Raw genomic sequence first — 18049 nt, 5'->3', positions numbered from 1 at the left:
CGCACGTACGGATCTGTGAGGGGCTAAGATTGAGAGGTCTTAGTCTACTCGACTGTAACGAAGATATTTGCGATGAAAGGAATTAAGATTGAGTTATTGGGGATTGCAATAATACTTTTAGGAATTGCTGTGACAACAAATAATTTTTGGGGATATGTCCTAGGTGTTCTTGGATTTGGCTGTTTTCTAAAAGATAATCACTGATAACTTCTTGTTTGAAAAATTGAGAAAACGTAATATTGAACAAAAATGCACAGTTCTTAGCTTATCGTGAACTGTGCATTTTTGTAAATAAATACTTTTAATTAGCCGATTACGGCATCCTCTGCTGTAAAATGTTCCAGAGAATTTTCTTTTACCTGAATGCAGATATAAGTAATTCCAGAAATATCGGATGCAAAAAACTGACGCTTTGCAGCAGGTGCGATTTTTAGCCAGTCTCCAGATGAAAGGCTAATTTCTTCTCCATCAATTATGGCTTTGCCGTTACCTGAAAGAATTCCATAGATTTCTTCATTTTCTTTATGAGAATGAACAAATGGGACATTTGCTCCTGCAGGTAGTTCGTTCAAACTGATTTCTGCACCTGTTAAAGACAACTTTTCATGCAACTCAATTCGGTTTTCCTTTCCAATAGTTGTTTTTGTGTAATTTGCCATAATAATACCTCCATGGTTTAATTTGTGGTTTCTGGTTGCTTGGTATTAGTATAGTGAGAGACACATACAAAAACAAGTACGCACCTTTTTGTAACTGCACACTCAAAAATGAATGTGTTACAATAGACTCGGAGGTGAGAATTATGCGAGCAAAAGAAGAATTACCGGAATGCCCAGTTGCAACAGCAGTATCTCTTATCGGAGGAAAATGGAAACTGCTGATTTTGCGTAACTTGAAAGAGCGTCCATGGAGATTCAATGAGCTACAACGAAGTATAGATGGTATTTCACAAAAGGTTTTGACAGATAGTTTAAGACAAATGATGAGTGATGGGCTGGCATATCGCCACGATTACCATGAGCAGCCACCGAGAGTTGAATACGGCTTAACGGAACTCGGAACAAAAATGCTTCCAATTGTTAATTCACTTGCTGACTTTGGTAACTACTATAAATCAATTATTGAACAGAATTAAGGACGTTAGTATTTGAAAAGCTTGAACAATTCAAGTTTGTATATATCTTTTAAAAGGTATATGATTAAGAAAAACGGCAGGAGGTATCTGAATGAAATCACATAAATATTGGTCTATCGGTGCACTGATTACAATGCTTGGAACTTTTTATACAGGTTATAAGGGATCAAAAGAAGGCCATAAGTACTTTGCAGCAAGTTCTTTGCTTTGCATGATTATGGCTATTTATACAGGACACAAGATGATTTCTGGTAAAAGTAGGAAGAAAAAAGAAGTTTCAGTAGAGAGTGTTGAAGATTAAAAAACAAAATATTTTAATAAATAACGCCGGTGCGGGATTTTTGATATCCAGTACTGGCGTTATTTATTCTACAGGGGCTTGGGGGTGTAGCCACCAAATATTCGTGTTTTGTTACATCAGACATCTGTACAAAATAAAGAAATCTCTGTGCAGATAAAAGCGAAGGTGGAAAATGATAGCCAGATGTATAGTCTGAAACTGCATACATTGTAGTCTCCTATGAAGAAAGACGGATATATAGGAATCGTTGGATATTTTGATGCTTGTAAATAGATCATACGCTCTGTTTTTTGCAATATTTTATCTTGCGAATTTATCATTGTAACGAATATGCATATCTTCCCAATCCATGAACAATACATAAAATACTTTCCCGTATTGCGGGCTCTCTACAATTCTTCCATGATCAAGAACAGAAAAATAAGTTCCGTCAGCTTTTCGAAGATGAAAGTGAATATAGTCATTTTCATTGCCGTTGTCAATCTGTTCCCAGATACTTGATTCTATCTGTTGCTGTTCATCTTCACGAATCAAGTTGCGAAAACTTTTCTCAGTAAGTCTGAACAGTTCATCTATATCTTTATATCCGGACATATGAAGAAATTCATCATTTGCAAAAATTAGTTCATCATCTTTTTTGTCAGCTCTGTATATGATGAATGCACCTGGAAGATGTTCAGAGATATCCTTGAATGCGAATCCAAGTTGTTTGCGGGCACCTGACCGAAGTCCTTCTCTGTAGGCCATACATCCATTTTTTCCATGAAGCTTTATTTCATAAAGAGCGGCATCTGCGCAGCGCATGAGTTGTGAACGATTGGATGCAAATGTTGGATATTCTGCATATCCTAGAGAAATATAAAATACATGTTCCTTACCATGGTATGAGAATGATTTAGGAAGTTTGGTGAATTTCTGCAGCTGTATATCTGCTTCTGCAAAGGTACAATTTGGTAAAAGAATGCAGAATTCGTCACCACCATTTCTTCCGAGTAATGCATCGGATGGGAAAAAAGTCTTCATGCTGTCTGCAAGATTCTTTAGTGCCCTGTCTCCGTAATTATGTCCATAGATATCATTAATAAACTTGAAATCATCGATATCAAGGAGCGCAACCACAAAATGTGTTTTTGGATTTTTTTGAATCATTTTTTCTGCAAATTCATCAAATCCATAGCGGTTATAAATATTTGTAAGAGAATCTGTGCGCGCCAGTATCTGAAACTTTTTCTTATGTTCTTTTGCTACTAACCATACTCTGGTAAGAACTGACAGGAGAAGGCTTATTGTAAGAAAAATTCCGATGATGATTATCAGCAATGTGGCATTTCTCCATCCACTTTTAGGAGTTACTTCAAATTTCCAGTTTTCGTCTCCTATTGTAAATGTATAAGAAACAGGACGATTTATTTGCCCATCTGATTGATAAACCACTTTATAAGTATCACTCCATGGAGCGTCTGTTTTTGAAATTTTGTATTCGTATCCAAAATTTGAAAGTGCACTGATTGAATCTGAAAAAATATCCGGAACACGCAGGATAACAATAGTAAATCCCCAGAAATACTCATGTCCGTTTTTATCTTTCAGGTATATGGGATTGCGGACTGCAATTCCATATCCTCCCTGTTTTAATTTGAAGGGGCCCTGCGTAATGATTGTATGGTTGTCTCTTGCGTAACAGGAAATTTTTCCGCGGTCTCTATCATGGATCAAATCAATCTTACCTGCCTCATTTTCATTAGCCGGATAAATATCTGTAACAACACCATTAGGAGCGAGCTGTACACTTTCAATAGAATCAGACATAAGATTTCCTGCAATTGTTTCAAACTGACGGATTTCGCCATCTTCACTTATTAAGATTTGCTTCAAGGTATCTGTGATCTCAATTCCATTTGTAATTTCATTCTTTATTTGTTCGCCATAGGTGGCTACGTTTAATTGTGCTGTTATGTGTCTCTGCTCTTTTTCGTGGGTGTCTGTTTTGTATACAATCAAACTAATAAGGCATATGCCCAGTAAAAAAGTGATAAGAGGCACAAGTGTTTTCTTTTTCACTTGGTTCACCTCATTTTGTCCATGGGAATTATTATAATAAAGCATTATATCACAGAAGTTGAAAAACAGAATAAGTTTTATGAAAAAAACGAACTGTGCAAAATCTTTATACATCTATGACAGAAGAATGTATATCGATAGGGATTTGTGAAATCTATATATTTTAAGAAGGAGCCTTGGAATCATCATAAATATCCTGTATTTTTGCTTTTACAGCTTTACGACGTTTTTCTGTATCAGAAGGTACGTGGTGGAGCCATGCAAGATATTAAATGGCTTCCGTCATTTTCCCAGAATGTTGATTGCTTTTTTTAACACATCAAGTGTATCTTGGGCATCACGTAATTCACGTCTGAGACGGGCAATTCCTTCTGCTCATCAGATGCATAATTACCAGAACCACGAACAGGAATATCACCTGATTCCCGGAAGTCTTTCAGCCATTTTGTTAATGTGCTGTATCCGATGCCAAGATTTTCTGCACATCCACGTACTCCGAGATCTTTGTGATCCTGATAGTACTGGACTGCATCAAGTTTAAATTGTTTGTCATGTTGCTTTGCCATATGAGATCCTCCTTCAGCATGCCTCTATTGTATCATGCTTATGTGTATTTGGAATTTCTCATTTTGGTTTGTACTATTTATATTCTAGCACCAGAGGTTGAAGCCAGAAAGTAGAAGGAAATGGAAGAATAATTGTGAAAAGAGAGTGTGAATTATTGACTAGAGCCTCTCCTGATGGTATATTTAGATTACCCAACGGGTAATTTGAAAAGGAGGACAAACGTGTAGCTACTATACAATAACAGCAAAGTCAGAAACAATGTACCGATTTAAAGACTGCAAAAAAATTGTTTGGCGGGAATGCTGCATTAGCAACCAGCCTATTTGCCCGAATAAATGCTATGCAGCAGGCGAGTGTAATTAAGGATATAGTAATGATGCCGACGTTTCATTTTCATAAGTTGAGTGGCAATATGGATGGATTTTTTGCTATAGATGTAAAAACGAGAAGAGATCCATGGCGTATTATTATTCAGCCATTAGATGAGAATGAAGAACCTTATGATCCTTGTAATATTGATGAAATTGCTGGTGTGGTTAGAATTGTTGAAGTAAAGGAGGTAAGTAACCATTATGAGTAATTATATTGAATATAATGATAAGATTGCTTTTCATCCTGGATACTATATCAAAGAAATCATTGAAGAAAGTGGACTTTCTCAGAAAGATTTTGCAAAACGATTAGATACCACGCCAAAGAATTTAAGTATTCTGGTACGTGGGGAGCAAAGATTATCAATCGATATAGCCATGAAATTATCTCGAATGTTAGGGACTAGTGTTGACTACTGGCTGAATCTTCAGAAGAGCTATGACGCTTTGATTGCTGAGTTTGAATCATCCAAGGAATTAGAGCAGGAAAGAAGAATTTTCAAGTACTTTCAGTACACATATTTCAGAGAGAATTTTGGATTGCCTGATCTTCCGAGAAAAACAAATGAGCAGATTAAGTGCCTACGTGAATTTTTAAATGTTGCATCATTATCTGTTTTTACAAAGCAAAATATGACAGTTAGTTTCCGAAGTGCATCTGAGGATATGAAAGAGACTAATACTGCCAGAGCAAATGCAATGGTTCAGATCGCAATTAATCAGGCACTGAAGATAGAAGCACCTAAGTTTGACAAAAAGAAGTTTGAAAAAGCTGTTGATTATGCATTGACATTAACGACACAGCATGGTGATTTTTATCCACTGATTAGGAAGGCCTTTGAAGATGCGGGAGTAATATTCGTAATACTTCCAAATCTTCCGGGTTCAGGAATAAATGGTGCAACCAAGAAGATTGGGCAGAATGTAATGCTGATGGTGAATGACAGACGTTTCTATTCAGATACATTTTGGTTTACTCTGTTCCATGAGATTGGCCATATTATTAATGGTGATTATGGAATTACGTTTGAAAATGAGCACGCTGGACAGGAGGATGCAGCAGATAAATATGCGGAAGACAAATTGATCCCTCCGGGAGAATATGAGGCTTTCGTTAGAATGAATGAGTTTAGCGAAAATGCTATCCGCAGATTTGCTGAAAGAATTGACAGAGATCCGGGTATTGTCCTTGGCCGCTTGCAAAATGATCAGATTGTTCCATTTACAAATGTTGCACTGTCAAAAGCATTAAAACACAAATACAAAGTAATAACATCATAAAGAAGTATATAACTTGAGGTCGTCTACCGTTATCCACGATAGATGGCCTTATTTTTTTATCCATTTGGGGAGAAAGGAGGTGAAAGCGATTGGAGGAATTTAAGGCGAAAAGACATGCGGTCAAAAAGATGACCCGAAAGGGACTTGTGGAAATAGATTCCAGAGAAGGGATAGTGAAGGAAACTGCGGAAGCAAAGTCCGATGGAAGGCGCATCAATGAGGCTGACTTTGTGTGCACCATCATTTGGTACCGCACGCAGTACATGAATTATATTATCCTGGGAATCGCTGAATTCATGTTAGTAGGCGTATTGGCTGCAGGAGCATTTGTCCTGGCATTGGAGTCAGAAGTGAGAAACTGGCAGTGCTGATGAGAGGATACCTGCAATCTATGAAGGTAAATCTGAGAGAAATTATTCACTATATTGACGAGTCAACACTTGAAAAAGCGAAGAACGAAAAAGTTCAAAAGCAAGAGTCTCCTTCAAAGATGTCAAAAGACGTAGAGGAGTCTGTTGATAAGATGATCTCCAATCGTATGAGCAAAGCATATTCTGAATGGAAATCAAATCAAGATACACAGCCATTTAATGAAAATATAGAGAAGGAATACCAGAAGCTTTTGGAAACACTGTCTCCGGAACAAGAGGAAGTGCTTACGAAGTATTGTGATGAAATATTTGCCAGCGGAGCAGAGACAGAAGAGTTTTTCTATCGCCTGGGTATAAAGGATGGACTGAGATTAAAAAGTACGGTAAAATCTGTATTAGAAATGATGTCGTGAAATCGGAATTTGGAGGGAACAAAAAATATGGAATTAAGACTATTGCGCTATTTTCTGACGGTGGCAAAAGAACAGAGCTTTACAAAAGCAGCAGAACAATTGCATATCACCCAGCCAACGCTTTCCAGACAAATGGCAGCATTTGAAGAGGACCTGGGAATAACATTATTTATTCGAAACGGAAAGAAAATATCGCTTACTGATGAAGGAATTTTATTAAAAAGGCGTGCCCTGGAGATTCTTAATCTTGAGGAAAGAACGCTTGAGGAACTGAAAGGAAAAGAAGAGGTTGTAGAGGGCACGATAACCATTGGATGCGGTGAATTTGCAGCGGTGGAGACATTGGCGGAGATATGTAAAACATATAAAGAAAAATACCCGCTGGTTCAGATTGTATTGCATACTGCAACAGCAGATGCAGTGTATGAGATGATGAACAAAGGACTTGTAGATATTGCATTATTCATGGAACCGGTGGACACCGAAGGGCTGGATTATATCCGGATCACAGATTGCGATCACTGGTGTGTTGGAATGCGGCCGGATGATCCGCTGGCAGAAAAAGAGTTTATAAGAAAAGAAGATCTTATTGGAAAACCATTGATCCTGCCGGAAAGAGTAAATGTTCAAAGTGAACTTGCCAATTGGTTTGGAAAAGACTTTTCGAAACTGCAGATTGCTTTTACAAGTAATCTTGGAACGAATGCCGGAGTTATGGCAGCAAATGGACTGGGCTATCCGGTATCCATCGAAGGTGCTGCAAAGTATTGGCGGGAGGATATTCTTGTACAGCGAAGAATTTCTCCTGAAATCACAACAAGTACTGTGATTGCCTGGAGACGAAACATTCCATATTCTCTGGCGGTCAGTAAAATGATAGAAGAAATAAATGCTTTTCAGGCATAGAATGGAATTCAATATAAGCATTAGACATAATAAAAATATCAGGTATAAAATAGATGTATAAGAGAAATTCAAATCTTATACATCTATTTTTATACGAAAAATTCGCAAAGAAAGGGGATTTTTATTATGAGTAAAAATTTAGTCGCATTTTTCAGTGCAAGCGGGACAACAAAAAAAGTAGCAGAAATGATTGCAGAGGAAGCAAAAGCGGATTTATTTGAGATTGAGCCAAAAGTTCCATATACAAAGGCTGATCTTGACTGGATGAATAAAAAATCCCGCAGTAGTGTGGAAATGAGTGATAAGAAATACAGACCGGAGATTATGAAGAAAAAGATGGATATGAGTTCTTATGACGAGATCCTTCTGGGATTCCCAATCTGGTGGTATGTAGCTCCGACAATTGTCAATACATTTTTGGAAGCCTATGATTTCAGTGGCAAAAAGATTGTGCTCTTTGCAACATCCGGTGGAAGTGGATTCGGTAATACTGTAAAGGAATTACAGCCATCCGCACCGGATGCGGTTATCACAGAAGGCAGCCTGTTAAACCGTGGAACAAAACAGGAAATCAGTGAGTGGGTAAAATCTTTATAAATAACAGTGCTATGGAGGTATACAGAAAATGGGAAAAATAATACAGACAGCAGGAAGAAATGTACTTGGTGAATTTGCACCGGAGTTTGCACATTTTAACGATGATGTCCTTTTCGGTGAAAACTGGAATAACCAGGATATTGACGTAAAAACAAGAAGTATCATCACAGTGGTTGCTCTGATGGCTTCCGGAATTACAGATTCTTCTTTAAAATATCATCTTCAAAATGCAAAAAATCATGGTGTAACACAAAAAGAGATTGCCGCAGTAATCACACATGTCGCATTTTATGCAGGATGGCCAAAAGCATGGGCTGTTTTCAATCTTGCAAAGGAAGTGTGGGAGACAGGCGAAGGAGATTTGCCATACGAAGAGGAAGCGATGCGGGCGCATGCAAAAGAGATGGTATTTCCAATTGGTGCACCAAATGATGGTTTTGCACAGTATTTTTCTGGCAGAAGTTTTCTTGCACCGATTTCCACTTCTCAGGTTGGCATTTTCAACGTGACATTTGAACCCGGATGCAGGAATAATTGGCATATTCATCATGCAAAAAGCGGTGGCGGGCAGATCTTAGTATGTGTAGCCGGCCGAGGGTTTTATCAGGAAGAAGGCAGGGATGCGGTAGAAATGAAACCGGGTGACTGTATTAACATTCCGGTAGATGTAAAGCACTGGCATGGGGCCGCTCCGGATGAATGGTTTTCCCATCTGGCAATTGAGGTGCCGGGAGTGGATTGTTCCAATGAGTGGTGTGAGGCGGTATCGGAGAAAGAGTACGCTGGATTAAGATAAGGAGAGCACTATGGAATACGGTAAACTCGGAAATACAGATATAGAAGTGTCAAAATTATGTGTGGGCTGCATGAGTTTTGGGAAAGCTGGAACCATGCATGACTGGACGTTGGATGAAGCTGAAAGTGAGAATGTTATCAAGCATGCACTTGATTTGGGATATAACTTTTTTGATACGGCAAATGGATATTCAGCAGGAACAAGTGAGGAATATTTAGGTAAAGCATTGAAGAAAAATGTAGCGAGAAATCAGGTTGTGATTGCATCCAAGGTATATTTTAATGAAGGTCGTTTATCAAGACAGGCAATCATGAGGGAAATAGATGGAACTCTGTCACGTCTTGGAACCGACTATCTTGATTTATATATCATCCATAGATTTGACTATGATACACCAATTGAAGAAACTATGGAGGCACTGCACGATCTGGTAAAAGCAGGAAAGGTCAGGGCACTTGGTGCATCTGCCATGTATGGATATCATACAGATAGTTAAACGTGTAGCGGAGCTTGCCGAAAAGTATAACTGCAAAATGTCCCAGATAGCCATTGCATGGCAGTGGGCAAAGGGAATTCTATCGCCTATTATTGGGGCAACCAAAACGCAGTATCTGGATGATTCAGCCGGAGCATTTGACATTAAATTAACTGCCGAAGACCTTGCATATCTTGAAGAGCCATATGTTCCACATGAGATAGTTGGTGCAATTGATAAAAACCCGGCGCAAGGTGTTATTTTGCTTGATGAAAAGAAATAAAGTTTCAGTAATCATAGAGTGTATGGATTCAATTCCATCGGTAAGACGTAATCCTATAAAATGTCTGTGATTCAGTTCTTTATCTTTGTTTTCTGTTCTCATACTCCTCCTTCCACTGAGACTATTCCTCCCTCCGGGAGTCCACGTATTTCAATATCGGCTGTCCCTTCCGATATTAGAAATAGTGCTGTGAACACTTTCAGGTGGAACCAACAGACAAGTGAAACGTCTGTTATTGAGAGGGTATGGGGAGATCCCCATCAAGATAAATCCCATAGGAGAACAGGATGCCAAACGGCAATACTGTTAAACATGGGTGGATCTTGCTCTTATTTGTATCCCTCTATATAACGAAACGCTCAGAGGCTGTTTTACAGTGGGGGGAAAAGAAAAAATATCAAAAAAATGTTGAACGGAATGTATTAAATGTAATTGACTACTTATACAACTATACCAAGATAAAAAAATATACAGATTTTCTATCCAATATTATTGACGTGTAAAAAACTTCATGGTATTTTTATTTTGGGAAAAATGAAAATTATTTTAAAGGCAAACCTGTTGAAAGGCAGGGGCGCAAAGCCAGAAGGGACTAAAGTCAGAAAGCTTGACCATGTCAGCCGGTTGCCACTGTTTCCATATCAACATAATATATGGAAAAGATGTTTGAACAGAAGAGATTCCGATACCTTTTATACTATATAGATGTGTGATTTAAAAAAATATAATAGGGACACTGGCAGATTTTGGCAAGTGTCCTTTTTGTATGCAAAAATGGGTAACAAAACTAGCAGGGACAGGTTTTCTGTATACAGATAAAAGCAGGATGAAGAAGGCATAAGACGGAGAGAGGACTTTAAAAAAATGAAAAATTATGAGGACAAAATATATTCCTTAGGTGAGACTGTACCGGGACAGACACAGGCCATGTCACAGGCAGTACAGAAAACACTGGAAAATAATGGCGGGGTAGGCATAATGACAGGATATTATGACCAAAACCTGTCTGTTTTATCTGTGAGCAATCTGCTGTTACATAGTACAGGATATACATTCGACTCTTTTATGAAGCAGACAAACGGCTCATTGAAAAATTTCTTTTATGGCGAGGAAGATATACTGGATCGAGATCGTTTTTTGCAGCTTCACGGAGCAGGGGAATCACAGATCCTTACAGCAGACGGTACAGTGAATAATGTACGGCTTTATAAAGAAGATGCGACAGATGAGGCGGGCAGACAGATCTGGGTTATGTCTGTACAGGTCAACTGGGATCATGTAAATCTGGCACTGCTCAATGAGGCTATCTGTTCCGGCTTCTGGTATTTTGACTGTGACGAAAACAGTGAGATTGTGAATGCAAACTGGAGTCATGAATTCCGAAAAATGCTTGGCTATCATGACACTCTGGACTTTCCGAATAAACTGGAATCCTGGTCAGATCTTCTGCATCCACAGGATAAAGAAAGAGTAATGGTGCAGCTTCAGGCGGCAATTAAGGATAAGACGAACCAGATAAAATACCAGGTAGAGTATCGTATGAGAATGAAGGATAATCAATACCAGTGGTTTCGGGCATCGGCAGAAGTAATACGCCGTCTGGATGGTTCTGCCAGCAGGATTGCCGGGATTTTTATTAACATTGATGGGGAGAAAAAAGAAATCATGCAGGCACAAAAATCTGCTGCTTTCCACCGAGCTTTTACAAAAGCAGATCTGTGCGAGTATTATGTGAATCTGGAAGCGAATACTTTTGATACCTTTAAGGTTGAGCCGTCCCTGATGACCGTCTTTGAACAGAGTCATACATGGGATGAACTGATTCGGCATTTTGTGGATTCCTATGTTGTGGAGAAAGATAAGAAGGCGGTATCCTCTTTTTACGACCGTGGTTATATTGCAGAAAGGCTGAAGGGTCTGGAAACCGAATTGGCTTTGGAGTGCCGTATCACTCTGAATGGAGAAGAACGATGGGTCCGTAATGTGATCATACGCGGCGAGATAGAGGATTCAGAATATGCCATGATCTTTCTGCGGGATATCACAGAGACAAAGGTGGAGAGTGCACGGCATCTGCAGATGGCAGCGGATAATGCTTCCATGGAGCAGCTGATCCAGAGTATTGTGCGTCTGGTTGACCGTTTTGTTGTCTGTGATCTGGAAAATGACAGGTATGAATTCTACAATCTGAATGGACAGATGATATATAAACCTCTGGGATTTTATCATGATTTTCAGATGCAGGTTCTTGAAAAATATAAGACACTGGAACCATTGGAAGCTATAGATATCCTGATAGCCCCGGATAATATTCGGAAAAAACTGAAAAGTGAAAATGATATTTATAAGTTTGAGTATTGCAGCCAGGATGAAAAGACTTATAAGATCGCTTCTTACATACCCCTGGAATGGGAGGATGGAAAACTGGTAAAAGTATTGCTGGCATCCATGGATGTGACACAGGAGAAAAAAGCAGAGATTGAATCCCGTCAGGCACTGAAAGAGGCTTACTGTTCTGCAGAAAATGCTAATCGTGCGAAAACAGAATTCCTTTCCAATATGTCCCATGATATCAGGACACCGATGAACGCTATTGTCGGTCTGACAGCGATCGCAGGAGCAAATATTGAGAGTCAGGACAGAGTCATTGAATGTCTCAGCAAAATTACAAAATCAAGCCGTCATCTGCTGGGGCTGATTAATGAAGTGCTGGATATGGCACGTATTGAAAGTGGAAAAATGACGCTGGCACAGGAGGATTTCAATCTGCCAGATCTGGTGGATAATCTTATAACACTCACAAAACCGGTGATTGATGAACATAAACATAATTTTGATATACATATTAATCACATTGAACATGAGGATGTCTGCGGTGATAGTCTGAGGATTCAGCAGGTGTTTGTGAATCTGATGAGTAATGCGATCAAGTATACACCGGATGGTGGGAATATTATTTTTTCCATAGAGGAAAAGCCAAATGGATTTTCAGAGCTTGGATGCTATGAATTTACGATTGAGGATAATGGAATCGGTATGTCACCGGAATTCCAGAAAATCATGTTTGATCCTTTCAGTCGCGCAGATGATCACCGGACAACCAGAGTTCAGGGAACTGGTCTGGGAATGGCGATCAGCAGAAATATTGTTAATCTGATGAATGGTAATATTAAAGTGGAGAGCACCTTACATAAGGGAACCAGAATTACGGTAACGATTTACCTGGAGCTTCAGGAAAAAGAAAAAGCACAGGACAAAAATCTGATGAATCTTCCTGTTCTGGTTGTGGATGATGATAAGACATGCTGTGAAAGTACAGTTGCCACACTGAAAGAAATCGGTATTACAGGTGAATGGGTTCTCTCCGGCAGAGAAGCCGTTGAGCGTTGTTATGCACACCACGAGTTGAAGTGCGATTATTTTGCTGTTATTCTGGACTGGAAGATGCCGGATATGGATGGAATAGAAACTGCCAGACAGATCCGGAAGCGTATAGGTAAAGAGATTACCATCATTGTACTGACATCTTATGAATTCAGCGAGATTGAAGAAGAAGCAAAGGCTGCAGGTGTAGATGCTTTTATTGCAAAACCGCTGTTCCGTTCCAGGCTGACGGCAACATTGCGGCAGTTTACTTCGGACAGAAAAGAAAAAGCAGCAAGAAATTATCTGCAGAAGCTGTCAGAAGCAGATTATACAGGAAAAAGAATTCTGGTGGTTGATGATAATGAGTTAAACAGAGAAATTGCTGTTGAAATTTTACAGATGACAGGGGCAGAAGTGGAAACAGCAGAAAATGGAAAAGCTGCAGTTGAAAAAGTGGAAGTTTCTCCGAAAGGCTTGTATGATCTTGTTTTTATGGATATCCAAATGCCTGTCATGAATGGCTATGAGGCAACCGCAGCGATCAGGAGCCTTCCGGGTGAACAGGGAAAACTGCCGATCGTTGCCATGACTGCCAATGCTTTTGCAGAAGATGTACAGCTGGCAAAAAACACAGGCATGAATGGACATATCGCAAAACCGCTGGATATGAATAAGCTGAATGATGTCCTGGAAAGCTGGCTGTAATTGATTCCCGATTATTGAATTAATGATTTTAGCAGGAAAGAATGAGGAAAATACGAGTATGAAAAAGGCAAAACATTATCTGATAGCTTTATTGTCAGGGGTGCTTGTGGCAACTACTGTTTTGTCTGGCTGTGGACAATCTGAAAAAGCAGTATCTGAAAATGATGATCACCTTACTGTGTATCTGTGGGAAAATCGTTTAATGAAAAATATTGTACCCTATATCTATGAGCAGTTTCCGGATCAGGATATTGAGTTTATTACCGGCAACAATGATACCGATTTATACAGCTATTTTGAAGAACATGGTGAACTGCCGGATATCATAACTGTACGTCGATTCTCAGGAACAGATGCACAGAATCTGGAGCCGTATCTTATGGATTTTGCTTCTTATGATGTGGTTTCCAGGTATTACTCCTATGCATTGCAATATTATAAAAACTCAAAAGATGAGATTCAGTGGCTTCCTATCTGCGGTATGCCGCAGACGATTATTGCCAACAAGACATTGTTTGAGCAGTTCGGGATCAAGATACCGGAAAATTATAAGGAATATGCACAGGCGTGCCAGCAGTTTTATGATAATGGTATAAAACCTTATTCCCTGGATCTTGCAGAAGACTGGTCTGCTCATGAGGTGATCCAGACAGGTGCAATCGGTGAATTCATGAGTCTGGATGGAATCGAATGGAGAAGCTCAGCTGAAAGTGCATCAGGGGATATTGCGTTTGATGATGCGTTATGGAAACGTATTTTTTCAGAAACCAATACATTTTTGAAGGACTCACATTTTACAAGTGATGATATTAGCGTCGATATTAATACTGCAGCGCAGATGTTCCTTGAGGGAAAAGCAGCAATGTTTCATGGTTATCCGGCACTTATGCAGGAATATCAGGAACAGATGGATGCAGAATTAACCCGTATACCGTTTTTTTCACAGATTTCGGATGAAGCTTTTATAAATATGACCCCTTCTCTGAATATTGCATTCAACAAAGACCTGGAAAAAGATCAGGAAAAACTGGACCTGGCATTCGATGTCCTGGATCGTATGATTTCAAAAGAAGGACAAACGCTGATTGCAGAAGGAAAGGGTGTAATTTCATTAAATGTAGATGTTCCAAACATGATGGAAGATGTACCTGGCCTTGAAGATGAAATTAATAATAATTCTGTTTATATCCGATATTCTGCTCAAAAATCATTTGATGCCAGCCTTAAGGCTGTTCACGGATTATTGTCAGGGGAAATGGATGAAACACAGGCGTATGATGCTTTTCGCAGCACAATGAACAGTAAGGATTCAAAAGAAAAAAACACAGTAAATTTTAAAAATGAATATTCTATTTCACTAAATGATAAAAACGGTCGTGATGCGGCATCTTCTATTTTAACTACGATCAGAGAAGAAAATGATGCTCAGCTGGCTTTGGTACCATATTATTATTTTACTTCTTCCATTTACAAAGGGGAGTGCACCGGCAGCCGGGTTGCTTTGATGACAGCAAAAAGTTCAGATGCACCATTATATCTGGCAAAAATCAATGGCAAAGAGGTTTATGAACTTGCGGAGAAATATCTTGCTGATTCTGATGAGAAATTTCATGTAACCAATAAATATGAATTACCAATTGCATCCGGTATGAAAATAATCGTCAGTCAGGAGGAAAACGGATTCTCATTACAGGACATAGAAGTAAATAAGAAAAAAACAGACAAAGACAAGGAGTACTCTATTCTTCTTACAGACACCACAATGTCTGTTTTGAAAAAAATAAATCCGGAATGTGAGATCAGGCAGCTTAAGGACACAACATTATCAAGTGCATGGACTGCAGCAATGGCAAACGGACAGCAACCGTCAGCACCGGAAGATTATATAGAGGTTGAAAAATAAAAGTGGGAAAAGAACAAGTGATAACAAAAAGAAAAAAGATCATAGTACCATTGTTTTTTTTAATTCTTATACTTTTAAGCTTAATTTTTGTAAAGCTCCTTTTGAACAGGATGAACAGCTATATCGCGGAAAACGGGAAAAGCAGTATGGGAGCTGTTGTTGAACAGATACAGCAGACCTATGATCTGCAGGTGAATGGATACTACAGCCAGCTGCATTTGCTTGAGGATTCTCTTATTCAAGAGGAAGTGAGATCTATTGAACTGGATAGAAACAAGAAGTTCTTTGAGGCATGGCAGAAAGAATCTGAAAGTACACTTATATTTCTCCAGGAAAATGGAAAGGCAATAACCACTGATGGAACAAAACTTCGGGTTGACATGCCAAGTAAACTTTTGTTGGATTTGAGGAACGGATATAATATTGGAAAATTGGTTTCTCTTGATTACAACCAGAAGAAAAAAGATGGTTATCTGGTTGCAATTCCATGTCAGGAATATACGATTAATGGGGAAACTTATACGGCAATTGGAACCTTGTATGATCATTCAAAATTAGATTCCATGTTAAGTGTGAAAAGCTATAACGGGAATGCGTATCTGTTTATGCTGGATAACGACGGAAATATTACTTATACAAATCAGAAAGAAGATAAATTTTTTAGGAACTATTTTTTGTTAAAGCATTTAAAAGGAGATCAGGCTATCACTGAGGAAGAGGCTGATTCTCTTCAAAAAAAGCTGGATGGCAGAGAACAGGGGGTAGAACTTCTGGGAAGTGACAAACCTTACTATCTGGGATACTGTCCGATAGAAAATAATAACACCATGCTGATCTGTATTGTAGAAAAGAGTGTTGTAGATAATGTACTGAAAGATTATCAGAAAACAATAGGATTTACAACATTACTCATGGCAGGTTTTATACTTTTGCTTTTTGCCGGATTATTCTGCAGTATTTCCAGACGCAGTCTTGCTGAGCAAAAAGCTGAATATGAAAAAAGAAATAATGAGATTCAGACGCAGGCAATGAAGGAAATGGAGGAGTCCAATAAAAAACTGAAAAAAGCAAAGGACATTACAACGGAAGCCTTGCAGACAGCTGAAAATGCAAATAAGGCGAAAACAGATTTCCTGTCCAATATGTCACATGATATTCGTACACCAATGAATGCAATTATCGGTATGACGTCATTGATTAGACATGATGCAGGCAATAAAGCGAAAGTAATAGAGTATGCAGATAAAATAGATATTTCATCACAGCATCTGTTAGGAATCATTAATGATATTCTGGATATGAGTAAGATAGAAGCAGGAAAAACAGTTTTTAAATATACAGACTTTTCCATGCCAGATCTTATTGAGGAACTCAATACGATATTTCAGCCACAGATTGCTGAAAGAAATCAGACTCTTATGGTCATAAAAGAAAACATCCGGCATGAGTGGGTAAATGGAGATCAGGTTCATCTGATGCAGATTTTCAGCAACCTGCTTTCTAATGCAGTGAAGTACACGCAGGAAGGTGGAAAAATTCAGTTTCTGGTAGAAGAATGTGAGACAAAGTCATCTGTCTATGCAAAGTACCGTTTCTTAGTCAGCGATAATGGCATGGGAATGTCGGCAGATTTCAAAGAGACGATCTTTGATCCGTTTACCCGTGCTGAAGGTTCTGTGACTAATAAGATACAGGGAACCGGTCTGGGAATGGCTATTACCAGAAACCTGGTTGAAGCAATGGGAGGCACCATAGATGTGGAGAGTGAACTGGGACAGGGAAGCTGTTTTGAGGTTCTCATAGATCTGAGAATTGCAGAGGATAGATCTGTTTCCTCAACAGTACAGGAAGAAAAGAATGAACAGAATGATAATATCTTTCAAGGAATGAGATTCCTGTGTGCGGAGGATAATGAGCTGAATGCAGAAATTCTGACGGAACTGTTAAAGATTGAGGGGGCAGAATGTACCATCTGTGAAAATGGTGAAGAGATTTTGAAGACATTTGAAAAGTCTGCACCAGGGGATTATGACATGATCCTGATGGATGTGCAGATGCCTGTTATGAATGGTTATGAGGCAACGAAGGCAATCCGCAGAAGTTCTCATGAGTTGGCAAAGAAGATTCCGATTATTGCAATGACCGCCAATGCATTCTCGGAGGATATTCAGCATTCTCTGGCAGCCGGTATGAATGCGCATGTTTCAAAACCGGTTGAGATGAGGGTACTGGAAAAGACGATCAGAAGCATAAAAACCGGTGGGGGGGCGAAACTCAAGGCATTAATCAATAACCACTAAAAATAATAATATTATTAATCATAGAGTGTATGGATTCAAATTCCATATGCTCTTTTTTTTACTTAATTTCAGGAAAAATGCAAAAAATTCAAAAAGATTGCTTTTGACCACTGTAAAACAGGCTCTGAGCGTTTCGTTATATGAAGGGATAATTTTTCTTTCGTATTTCAAAGAAAAGAGGATAAAGAAATGTCAGAAAAAAGATGTTATACAGTTCA

At 38.9% G+C, this 18049-nt stretch carries 16 protein-coding genes, 1 pseudogene and 1 riboswitch; of the genes and pseudogenes, 14 read left to right on the top strand and 3 right to left on the bottom strand.

Annotation, left to right across the window (positions count from 1 at the left end; all coding sequences use genetic code 11):
- Positions 1–72 precede the first annotated feature (72 nt).
- Positions 73–204, top strand: coding sequence for a hypothetical protein (locus tag G5B12_RS17845; RefSeq protein WP_255494025.1), 132 nt, complete (start codon positions 73–75; stop codon positions 202–204).
- 101 nt (positions 205–305) lie between these two features.
- Here G5B12_RS17845 and G5B12_RS16095 read toward each other — a convergent pair whose 3' ends face one another.
- Entirely contained in the window at positions 306–659 is a 354-nt protein-coding gene (locus G5B12_RS16095; protein ID WP_118052952.1) for a cupin domain-containing protein, read from the bottom strand.
- A 143-nt stretch (positions 660–802) separates the two neighbouring features.
- Here G5B12_RS16095 and G5B12_RS16090 point away from each other — a divergent pair, with 143 nt between their 5' ends.
- Positions 803–1135 (top strand): winged helix-turn-helix transcriptional regulator, encoded by a 333-nt coding sequence (locus G5B12_RS16090; RefSeq protein ID WP_008373705.1) that lies wholly within the window; start codon positions 803–805, stop codon positions 1133–1135.
- A 91-nt stretch (positions 1136–1226) separates the two neighbouring features.
- Positions 1227–1436, top strand: coding sequence for a DUF6219 family protein (locus G5B12_RS16085; protein WP_008392833.1), 210 nt, complete (start codon positions 1227–1229; stop codon positions 1434–1436).
- Positions 1437–1736: 300 nt separating this feature from the next.
- Here the strand turns inward: G5B12_RS16085 and G5B12_RS16080 are convergent, their stop codons facing one another.
- Both G5B12_RS16080 and G5B12_RS16075 read right to left on the bottom strand, forming a co-directional pair.
- Positions 1737–3497 (bottom strand): diguanylate cyclase domain-containing protein, encoded by a 1761-nt coding sequence (locus G5B12_RS16080; protein WP_294417801.1) that lies wholly within the window; start codon positions 3495–3497, stop codon positions 1737–1739.
- A gap of 311 nt (positions 3498–3808) precedes the next feature.
- Complete coding sequence (locus G5B12_RS16075; RefSeq protein ID WP_244096123.1) at positions 3809–4063, bottom strand: helix-turn-helix domain-containing protein; 255 nt, start codon at positions 4061–4063, stop codon at positions 3809–3811.
- A 287-nt stretch (positions 4064–4350) separates the two neighbouring features.
- Here G5B12_RS16075 and G5B12_RS16070 point away from each other — a divergent pair, with 287 nt between their 5' ends.
- The 11 genes and pseudogenes from G5B12_RS16070 to G5B12_RS16020 all read left to right on the top strand — a co-directional run bounded on the left by G5B12_RS16070 (position 4351) and on the right by G5B12_RS16020 (position 17831).
- Positions 4351–4644: a type II toxin-antitoxin system RelE/ParE family toxin gene (locus tag G5B12_RS16070; protein ID WP_118071538.1), complete on the top strand. Its 294-nt coding sequence runs from the start codon at positions 4351–4353 to the stop codon at positions 4642–4644.
- A complete protein-coding gene (locus G5B12_RS16065) occupies positions 4637–5716 on the top strand; it encodes a HigA family addiction module antitoxin (protein ID WP_118071537.1) in 1080 nt (359 codons plus the stop codon). Before G5B12_RS16070 ends, G5B12_RS16065 begins: the two co-directional genes overlap by 8 nt.
- 89 nt (positions 5717–5805) lie before the next feature.
- On the top strand, positions 5806–6087 hold the full coding sequence (locus G5B12_RS16060) for a hypothetical protein (RefSeq protein WP_119248119.1): 282 nt from the start codon (positions 5806–5808) through the stop codon (positions 6085–6087).
- A 20-nt stretch (positions 6088–6107) separates the two neighbouring features.
- Positions 6108–6500: a hypothetical protein gene (locus G5B12_RS17680; protein WP_021975929.1), complete on the top strand. Its 393-nt coding sequence runs from the start codon at positions 6108–6110 to the stop codon at positions 6498–6500.
- A gap of 27 nt (positions 6501–6527) precedes the next feature.
- Positions 6528–7406 (top strand): LysR family transcriptional regulator, encoded by an 879-nt coding sequence (locus tag G5B12_RS16050; protein WP_148462888.1) that lies wholly within the window; start codon positions 6528–6530, stop codon positions 7404–7406.
- Positions 7407–7532: 126 nt separating this feature from the next.
- The gene (locus G5B12_RS16045; protein WP_005426704.1) at positions 7533–8003 is read left to right on the top strand and encodes a flavodoxin; all 471 of its coding nucleotides are present in this window, start codon (positions 7533–7535) and stop codon (positions 8001–8003) included.
- A 28-nt stretch (positions 8004–8031) separates the two neighbouring features.
- Complete coding sequence (locus tag G5B12_RS16040; RefSeq protein WP_174088833.1) at positions 8032–8799, top strand: carboxymuconolactone decarboxylase family protein; 768 nt, start codon at positions 8032–8034, stop codon at positions 8797–8799.
- A gap of 10 nt (positions 8800–8809) precedes the next feature.
- Positions 8810–9557, top strand: a pseudogene (locus tag G5B12_RS18410) (aldo/keto reductase).
- Between the two features lie 541 nt (positions 9558–10098).
- Positions 10099–10189: riboswitch (cyclic di-GMP riboswitch) on the top strand.
- A gap of 232 nt (positions 10190–10421) precedes the next feature.
- Entirely contained in the window at positions 10422–13628 is a 3207-nt protein-coding gene (locus tag G5B12_RS16030; protein ID WP_118071532.1) for a response regulator, read from the top strand.
- Between the two features lie 58 nt (positions 13629–13686).
- Positions 13687–15531, top strand: a complete 1845-nt coding sequence (locus tag G5B12_RS16025; RefSeq protein WP_118071531.1) for an ABC transporter substrate-binding protein — start codon at positions 13687–13689, stop codon at positions 15529–15531.
- Positions 15532–15677: 146 nt separating this feature from the next.
- Positions 15678–17831, top strand: a complete 2154-nt coding sequence (locus G5B12_RS16020; RefSeq protein ID WP_118071561.1) for an ATP-binding response regulator — start codon at positions 15678–15680, stop codon at positions 17829–17831.
- The last annotated feature ends 218 nt before the right edge of the window (positions 17832–18049 follow it).

It is taken from the genome of Blautia sp. MSK.20.85 (assembly GCF_013317245.1).
GTDB lineage: Bacteria > Bacillota > Clostridia > Lachnospirales > Lachnospiraceae > Blautia_A.
The sequence above is the reverse complement of the archived record's forward strand: the minus strand, read 5'-3'. Positions and strand labels throughout refer to the sequence as shown.

Bases quoted from the DNA above. Each gene is read 5' to 3' on its own strand.
- G5B12_RS16085 (WP_008392833.1), top strand. From the start codon at position 1,227: ATGAAATCACATAAATATTGGTCTATCGGTGCACTGATTACAATGCTT.
- G5B12_RS17845 (WP_255494025.1), top strand. From the start codon at position 73: ATGAAAGGAATTAAGATTGAGTTATTGGGGATTGCAATAATACTTTTA.
- G5B12_RS16050 (WP_148462888.1), top strand. From the start codon at position 6,528: ATGGAATTAAGACTATTGCGCTATTTTCTGACGGTGGCAAAAGAACAG.
- G5B12_RS16025 (WP_118071531.1), top strand. From the start codon at position 13,687: ATGAAAAAGGCAAAACATTATCTGATAGCTTTATTGTCAGGGGTGCTT.
- G5B12_RS17680 (WP_021975929.1), top strand. From the start codon at position 6,108: ATGAAGGTAAATCTGAGAGAAATTATTCACTATATTGACGAGTCAACA.
- G5B12_RS16075 (WP_244096123.1), bottom strand. From the start codon at position 4,063: ATGGCAAAGCAACATGACAAACAATTTAAACTTGATGCAGTCCAGTAC.
- G5B12_RS16090 (WP_008373705.1), top strand. From the start codon at position 803: ATGCGAGCAAAAGAAGAATTACCGGAATGCCCAGTTGCAACAGCAGTA.
- G5B12_RS16045 (WP_005426704.1), top strand. From the start codon at position 7,533: ATGAGTAAAAATTTAGTCGCATTTTTCAGTGCAAGCGGGACAACAAAA.
- G5B12_RS16020 (WP_118071561.1), top strand. From the start codon at position 15,678: ATGGGAGCTGTTGTTGAACAGATACAGCAGACCTATGATCTGCAGGTG.
- G5B12_RS16040 (WP_174088833.1), top strand. From the start codon at position 8,032: ATGGGAAAAATAATACAGACAGCAGGAAGAAATGTACTTGGTGAATTT.
- G5B12_RS16095 (WP_118052952.1), bottom strand. From the start codon at position 659: ATGGCAAATTACACAAAAACAACTATTGGAAAGGAAAACCGAATTGAG.
- G5B12_RS16030 (WP_118071532.1), top strand. From the start codon at position 10,422: ATGAAAAATTATGAGGACAAAATATATTCCTTAGGTGAGACTGTACCG.
- G5B12_RS16065 (WP_118071537.1), top strand. From the start codon at position 4,637: ATGAGTAATTATATTGAATATAATGATAAGATTGCTTTTCATCCTGGA.